The sequence below is a fragment of the Roseovarius sp. D22-M7 genome, from assembly GCF_037083785.1.
Classification (GTDB): Bacteria; Pseudomonadota; Alphaproteobacteria; order Rhodobacterales; family Rhodobacteraceae; genus Roseovarius.
This window is the reverse complement of sequence record NZ_JBAPKY010000102.1, coordinates 1-5,676: the sequence shown is the minus strand read 5'-3', so window position 1 is coordinate 5,676 and position 5,676 is coordinate 1. Positions and strand designations below refer to the sequence as shown.

At 60.1% G+C, this 5,676-nt stretch carries 6 protein-coding genes and 2 pseudogenes; 3 read left to right on the top strand and 5 right to left on the bottom strand.

Annotated elements, in window-relative coordinates:
- Positions 1 to 55: 55 nt before the first annotated feature.
- Together V8324_RS20870 and V8324_RS20865 are read right to left on the bottom strand one after the other, a co-directional pair.
- Positions 56 to 1,033, bottom strand: a pseudogene (locus V8324_RS20870) (IS1380 family transposase); the annotation flags it as partial.
- 107 nt (positions 1,034 to 1,140) lie between these two features.
- Complete coding sequence (locus V8324_RS20865) at positions 1,141 to 1,725, bottom strand: UvrD-helicase domain-containing protein (protein ID WP_336421821.1); 585 nt, start codon at positions 1,723 to 1,725, stop codon at positions 1,141 to 1,143.
- On the opposite strand from V8324_RS20865, the gene V8324_RS20860 reads away from it, so the two are divergent.
- Entirely contained in the window at positions 1,724 to 2,089 is a 366-nt protein-coding gene (locus V8324_RS20860) for a transposase (protein WP_336421820.1), read from the top strand. The two genes, V8324_RS20865 and V8324_RS20860, sit on opposite strands and share 2 nt — an antisense overlap.
- Positions 2,090 to 2,204: 115 nt before the next feature.
- A pseudogene (locus V8324_RS20855) lies at positions 2,205 to 2,390 on the top strand (IS3 family transposase); the annotation flags it as partial.
- A gap of 399 nt (positions 2,391 to 2,789) precedes the next feature.
- Here V8324_RS20855 and V8324_RS20850 read toward each other — a convergent pair.
- The 3 genes from V8324_RS20850 to V8324_RS20840 are packed head-to-tail and all read right to left on the bottom strand — an operon-like array spanning position 2,790 to position 4,778.
- Positions 2,790 to 3,044 (bottom strand): hypothetical protein, encoded by a 255-nt coding sequence (locus V8324_RS20850; protein ID WP_336421819.1) that lies wholly within the window; start codon positions 3,042 to 3,044, stop codon positions 2,790 to 2,792.
- A gap of 7 nt (positions 3,045 to 3,051) precedes the next feature.
- Positions 3,052 to 4,491: a DUF6538 domain-containing protein gene (locus tag V8324_RS20845; protein WP_336421818.1), complete on the bottom strand. Its 1,440-nt coding sequence runs from the start codon at positions 4,489 to 4,491 to the stop codon at positions 3,052 to 3,054.
- A complete protein-coding gene (locus V8324_RS20840) occupies positions 4,491 to 4,778 on the bottom strand; it encodes a hypothetical protein (RefSeq protein ID WP_336421817.1) in 288 nt (95 codons plus the stop codon). The genes V8324_RS20845 and V8324_RS20840 overlap by 1 nt, the downstream gene beginning before the upstream one ends.
- Before the next feature lie 505 nt (positions 4,779 to 5,283).
- Here V8324_RS20840 and V8324_RS20835 point away from each other — a divergent pair.
- Positions 5,284 to 5,676, top strand: a 393-nt coding sequence (locus V8324_RS20835; RefSeq protein WP_336421816.1) for a transposase, incomplete at its 3' end; no start/stop codon positions are given.

Below are 5,676 nucleotides of genomic sequence, written 5' to 3'. Positions count from 1 at the left end.
TGCATGAACGCACGGATGCTAACGTGGCAGGTGGGTCAGTTTTAGATGATCATAACCCACCCAGGTGGGTCACTTTTGCATGCCGATTCACACCTCTGGGGCTAACCTCGACGCGGGCGATGACGCGGCGGGGTTTCGACCAGGATCGGGCCGCGTAGGAGAAGGACTTGAACCGGCGCAGTTTTTGACCGGGCGTGCGGGCGTAGCGCGCTGCCGTCGACGCCTCCAGGGCAGAGACGTTCTCCGCCAGACGGCCGTTCTTCGACAGGCCAAGGACATAGCGCAGCCCGAGCCTGTCACACAGGTCCAGAACCTCCGGGGTGCAGTAATGGCTGTCGGCACGCAGCAGGATTCCTGTATTGGGCCAATGCGCGCGGATCTGGCGGATCAACCGGCGGATATGGGCGGCGCTCTCGGCCCCCTTGGGGCGGCGGGCCGAGCGCAGCAGCGTTCCGACGAGCCGGCCTTCGCCGTCGAAGACGACGATCGGCTGAAAGCCATATTCATCGTAGTAGGAGTTGAACAGGCGCAGCTGCTGGTGGCCATGAACCGCGTCGAAGGTATCGTCGATATCGAGCACGATCCGGCCCGGGGGGCGCGCAAAGGACTGGCAGTAGAACCGGACCATCTCGCGGCCCATGCGGATCAGCGCGCGGGTATCGGCCACGTTTTCCATGCGCGAGATCGTCGGCTGCGAGCACAGGGCCGGCCCTGTTTCGGGGCAACGCTCCAGCGCGATCCTGAAGCCGGGGTCGTGCCGCAGGTCGGTCGCGTCATTGCCGTCTTCATACCCCGCCCCGATCATCATGATCCGGAAACCGATGATGTCGCACAGGCTGTGCTGAACTTTCGCCGGATCGCGAGGATCGCACAGGCAATCGGCGAGCCGCTGCGCCAGACCCGCCTTGCGCTCGATCTCGCGCAGCAGGGTCAGCCCGGCGTCGGAACTCATGTCGGCACCGTCAAATCCGAGCAGGATCGGTTTGCCATTCAGGGGTGACAGGCGGGGTGTGGAGCGCGTAGATTGGGCCATGGCGGAGGTCGTAATCCTGAAAATTTAGTGTTTGGTGTCGACAACCAAAATATACCAACTTTCAGATGGTTACGCTACTTCCGCCGCCCTCTCGTGAATTATCCGGGTTAGGGCCGTTCGCGGCATCGTTCGGCAAGCGGCGTAACGGCCTCTGGGAGGGTGGTCTGCAAGGCCTCGCTGAGGCGGGCGTCGGCGCCTTGGAAGCCCATGATCGACTGCTTGGTGTCCCCGACGATCAGGGCTCGTTTCGCCCCGCGCGCCAGCCGCCAGAGCAGGGCGAACTGCACCGGGTTGGTGTCCTGGAACTCGTCGATGACGACGCAGTCGATCTCGCCCAAGACGGCTTGCAGGATCTCGTGACGGGCGCGCAGCAGGGCCTCGGCCTCTGCGATCATGTCCGCATAGTCAATCAGCCCGGCGCGGCGCTTGGCCTCGTCGTAGGCGGCCAGTACCTCCTGCGCGCCGGTGACAAGCGCGTTCAGATGCGCGCGGGCGTCGGCCAGCGGCCCTGGGTGGCGGGGCAGGGCATTTGCGGCTTCCATCACGGCTTGGGCAAGGGCGTCATAGCCTTCCGGCGTCGCGGAGCCTCGCTTGGTCTGGCGCAGGTTGCGCAATTTCTGCCAGAGCGCCCAGTCTCGCTCCAACACCCCAGGAGAAATCACGTCCCCAACGGCCTCCGCCAACGCGGCCATGCGCGCGATCGCGCGGCGCTGGCTCGCGCTGCATGAGGAAATCGAGGCGCATGACCGAGAGCTTGACCGGTTGGTGCGAGAGAGAGCCCCCGAGCTGATGCAGGCTCACGGCATCTCTATGATGACAGTGGCCGAGATGCTGATCCTCGTGGGGGACAATCCCGACCGCATCCAGTCCGAAGCCGCCCTGGCCAAGCTCTGTGGCGTTTGTCCGATCCCGCCGTCCAGCGGCAAGACGAACCGGATGCGCTTGAGTCGCGGCGGGAACCGGCAAGCCAACGCCGCCCTCTACCGTGTCGCAATCGTACGTATGCGCGACGATCACACAACCCAAGCCTACGCCGCGCGGCGAAAAGCAGAATGAAAAACGCGACGCGAAATCGTACGCTGCATCAAGCGGTACATCGTGCGCGAAATATACCGCGCCCTGTGCGCATCATCGGCCCGGGCACCCGCCGATTGACAAACATAGGAGCATCAATGCGGCAGTCGAGACGTTCTTCAAAACCATCAAGGCTGAGTTGATCTGGCGGCGGTCATGGGAAACGCGAAGACGGGCACAGATGGCAATCTTCGAATACATCAACGTCTTTTACAATCCACGAAGACGCCACTCAGCACTGGGCTGGAAAAGCTCCGTCGCCTTCGAACGGAAAGTGGCTTAAACGAGCACAGGGGGGCGGCACTAAAATGTGACAGATCCACTGTGGGTGCGGTGGCATCTTGGCATTGGGCTTCCTTCCTCGAAAGCCCGCGCCCGGTCAATTCTGCTTTTCAGATCTGTCCATTCCGAGGGGCGCACTCCAATTCACAACCCATTTTGCTCCGGGATCGACACAGAAGCCGTGATCGGCCCATCCCGGGCATACGCATCAACCGTCGGGCATCGGCGTCCAGCCATGCATGTTGTTCGATCAGTTTGGGCAGGCCATCAATCCGGGCGTTCAATCCGTTCAGTTGGTGGCACATGACCCCCAGAATGCCGTCTGCAATCTCAGGGATCTCCAAGCGCTCTTCGGGTGTCGTGCTCACGGGCAAAGTTCGACGTGGAAGACCTTTCCCTCTCATTTTACACACCCCCGCCATAAATATTTCAGGGCTAAAACATCTCTCACAATGACTTTCGGGCGGTCGAATTCAAACAGCCATAAGCAAAATCCAACATGCACTTGACCTCGCCCGCCTCGGTACCCGACCTCGCCCGCCTCACCGCCGCCCATGAATTCGTCGCCGAAATGGTGGCAAGCCGGCCAGATGGAGCGGTATACTTGCCGGTATTCGAGCGCCTGGAGCGCGAGCTCGAAGCCGTCGCCGCTCAAGAAGCCGCTATTGATCGAGCTCGTCGCGTGGCTCGGGAGAGGGCGGCAAAAGCGCGGTCTTGATCTCGATTCGCCGGTGATATTCCAATCGCACCTGCAGCGGCATCTCGTCTCCATACCATTCTCGCCCGCGAGCGCGCTTCACACTGTGACCCATGAGCTCTGCACGATCGTCGCTTTCGACGAGCGCGTCTTTCAATCTTGTCTCAAATGAGTGCCGCAAGCCACCGATGGTCACGCCGTCCGGTAGGTATCTGCGCAGCGATTTGTTCGCTGCAACGGAGTATATTCCTTTGCCGCGATAGCGCGGGAAGCCCTCGGGGTGCCGGCGCATCGCTTCCAATGCGACGCCGACAAGCGGTATCTGTCTTTTCGTCCCACGGTTTTTCAGCTCGCGTGCGTATTCCTGGCCGTCCGGTGCGCGCTCGAAGCGAATCCAGATATGCGGAATCGGATGATCCAGGCATATTGACCCGGGTGGCAGATCGGTGATTTCGGATTGCCGCGCGCCGGTTTCCACTGCAATGCGAGTTATGTCTGCTGCTTCATCGTTCATGTGATCCATAGCGCCGGGCGCGAGAATACGCTCGATGACTTCGAGCGGCACCTCTTTCTTTCGCGTGTCTTCATCGAGCCGCGCCATACCATCCCCCAGCCCGCGGAACGGGCAGGGCGGCATCTCGACGAGATCGACGCCGAGATGCTGGTGGTATTTTTTCCAGAGCAAGTTCAGGTTTTGCAGGTCTTTCTGCGCGCTCGCACCTTTCATGCTGCCTTCGATGATGCGGTCTTGAAAAGCGTCGCGAAGGCTGATCGCGTCAAGTCGTGTTATGTCTTCGAGTTCTGGGTCGCGCCCCAGCAGCTCGGACACCTTGTTCGCTGGTCGTGTCCATCGCTTGCACCATCGGTTGCGCTGAATTGAGTTTTTGTCGCGGATCTCCGCCGGGAACATCTCCGGCATTTTTCCCGCAATCTCGCCCAGCGTTTCTCGCGGCCGCTCGACGCCGCCGAGGAGAGCAGCGGCCGCACCGCTGTCCGGAGTATCACCGGCGGCCCGAAGGTCATCCAGTCGCCGCAGGATCTCGCTCATATCGCCTTCTGCCAGCTCGCCGGCGGTGCGGTATCCGAATCCACGGGCCGATGTCAGCCGCGCGATCGCTTCGTAATGCGATCCGGATCCTGGTGTGTCACGACCCGCCAGACGAGCATCAAGCTCGGCAATGACGTGGGCTTCGACTGTCGGAAGACGCTGTAGCGCCACGGATTTGTCGCCCGTCTTCAACGACCGATGCAGCTCACTCCGCGGCTCGATAGACGCATAGCGCCTGGGCACTCGCATCCGCAGGTGATATGTGTCGCCACGCTTCTTGATGCCCACCAAACCGATTCCCCTTTGCTCCACAAGAGACGTAGCGGATGAGCGGCAAGGGATCAATTCATTGTTCATCACAACCGGCCTTTCTTGATCGCCAGCCGCTGGTGTGCGGAGAGTTGTGTGATGTCTATGCTGTCGATATCCAACCCCTCCTCCGGCTCGCACAGGTATGGCCGCAAACCCTTTTCGGAGAAGGCATTGGCAAAACTCTCTCCATAGATATGAGAGTCCGAATAGCCATCGAACTGGCTGTCCGAAAAATGGATAGTAATCCTGTCTGCGGCGTGATCGAAAACAGGCCCATGACGCAGCGAGAGGTAGGGACCAGCGGGGGGCAGGTCACCGGAAGACGCTGACAAACGACAGGGCCGGGGATCTACGGATGCCCCGGCTCACACCAGCGTCAAGAGATCATGGGTGCAATGCGATCCCTACCTTCAAGGCCCTCGCGTTGGCGCGCGAGGGCCGCCCTTTAATGCTACGCGTTTTGATCCACACTTTGCTCCACACTGGACCAAGCCCACATATCAAAAAAGTTATAAAAACAGGTAGTTATGAAATATAAAGCCCCGGTACGATTCCGCCCCCGGGCACCATAGAACACTATTAAGACAATGTTTAAAAAATAATTTCCATACCGAACTGATAATTATCCACGCAAATATCCCCATGGTAAGCCTTGATTGATAGATGTGCTAGCCGACTTTGGTAGTTTACCTCAGGGTAGTAGAACCAGAATGGTTGATACCAGCGGCCACTTTCCGTGAACCGCGCGGGATTCCCTTAGAGCCTGATCGGAAATGAGTTGAGTGAATTCAGCAGGTTGTGGTTCTGTTCAGGTGTCGAAGCTGAACGGAGATCACGATGGCCTGGACCGAACTCACCCGCGAACAGCATATGCGCACGGCGACGCGATATCCAAGCGATTTGCCGGATGCGGAGTGGGCCGTCATTGGCCCGCGTCTGCCCGGCCCGAACAGGCTGGGGCGTCCGCGCACCGTTGACCTGCGCCGCGTCTGGGACGCAATCCGGTATCTTGCTGCCGCCGGGTGCGCCTGGTCGCTCCTGCTGAAGGATTTCCCGCCGGTCTCGACTGTTCGGTATTATTTCTACAGCTGGCGCAACGATGGGCTTTTGACCGTGATCAACCGCGAATTGGTGACGGTTGCCCGCCAGGTGGAGGGCCGGGCCGCCCGGCCAACCGCCGGTGTGATCGATAGCCAAAGTGTGAAAACCTCTGAAAACACGTCACTTTTC

What these genes read in the sequence shown, in the direction of transcription:
- V8324_RS20860 (WP_336421820.1), top strand. Translation starts at nt 1,724, where the DNA reads ATGCGCGCGATCGCGCGGCGCTGGCTCGCGCTGCATGAGGAAATCGAG.
- V8324_RS20865 (WP_336421821.1), bottom strand. Translation starts at nt 1,725, where the DNA reads ATGGCCGCGTTGGCGGAGGCCGTTGGGGACGTGATTTCTCCTGGGGTG.
- V8324_RS20845 (WP_336421818.1), bottom strand. Translation starts at nt 4,491, where the DNA reads ATGAACAATGAATTGATCCCTTGCCGCTCATCCGCTACGTCTCTTGTG.